Origin of the sequence: Actinosynnema sp. NPDC023658, assembly GCF_040639995.1 — a bacterium.
Taxonomy (GTDB): Bacteria; Actinomycetota; Actinomycetes; order Mycobacteriales; family Pseudonocardiaceae; genus Actinosynnema.
The window spans coordinates 1-773 of record NZ_JBFAAX010001095.1; the positions used below are offsets into that span (position 1 = coordinate 1).

Here is a 773-nt window from a genome sequence, read left to right on the forward strand (position 1 = left end):
GGCGGGCTCACCGGGGCGCGGCGCAGCCCGAGGTGCTCCTCGTAGAACGAGGCGGCCGCGTCCACGTCACGCACCTGAAGAGCGAGGAAGTCCGGTCCGGTCACCGTGGCCATGGGTCTCTCCGATCCCTATGTCAAAGTCCTGACATAAAGAACCATATGTCAGACTCCTGACATGACGCAAGAGCGAGTGGACCTGGACTCCTCCGTCGGCTACGTCCTCAAGCAGGCCGCGGCGGCCCTGCGCGCCGCGATGGAAGCGGCCCTGCGACCGCTGGGCCTCAACGTGCCGCAGTACTCCTGCCTGGAACTGCTCGGCCAACGACCAGGCCTGTCCGCCGCCGAACTGGCGCGCGGCGCTTTCGTCACCCGGCAGTCCATGCACACCGTCCTGCAAGGGCTCCAGGACCGCGGCCTGCTCACCCGGCCGCCCACCGCGCCCCAGGGCCGAGCACTGCCCACCCTCCTGACCGACGAGGGCACCCGCCTGCTCGACCAGGCCAGCCGCGCCGTCTCCGACGTGGAACGCCGGATGCTGCGCGACCTGCCCTCCGGCGACGCCGAACGCCTCCGCCACGACCTCACCGCCTGCGCCGACGCCCTCAACCCGCCGAAGCCGTGACGGTCCCCCGCCACGCTGCCGACGACACCGCGCGACGGGTCCCGGCGCGGGCGGTGACGGGGTCGCGTCACGCGACGGCGGTTCCCTCCAGCTCCTCCAGCAGGGTCGGGATCGCCAGCCGCGTCACGCCCAGCATCGTCGTGGTCGGCGCC

2 protein-coding genes and 1 pseudogene are annotated in these 773 nt (G+C 72.1%); 1 reads left to right on the top strand and 2 read right to left on the bottom strand.

The features are described 5' to 3' along the window. Positions 1-113, bottom strand: a 113-nt coding sequence (locus AB0G02_RS38420) for a VOC family protein (protein ID WP_360804898.1), incomplete at its 3' end; no start/stop codon positions are given. A 61-nt stretch (positions 114-174) separates the two neighbouring features. On the opposite strand from AB0G02_RS38420, the gene AB0G02_RS38425 reads away from it, so the two are divergent. Next, complete coding sequence (locus tag AB0G02_RS38425; protein WP_360804892.1) at positions 175-621, top strand: MarR family transcriptional regulator; 447 nt, start codon at positions 175-177, stop codon at positions 619-621. Between the two features lie 67 nt (positions 622-688). On the opposite strand, the pseudogene AB0G02_RS38430 reads toward AB0G02_RS38425, so the two are convergent. Next, positions 689-773: pseudogene (locus AB0G02_RS38430) on the bottom strand (RidA family protein); the annotation flags it as partial.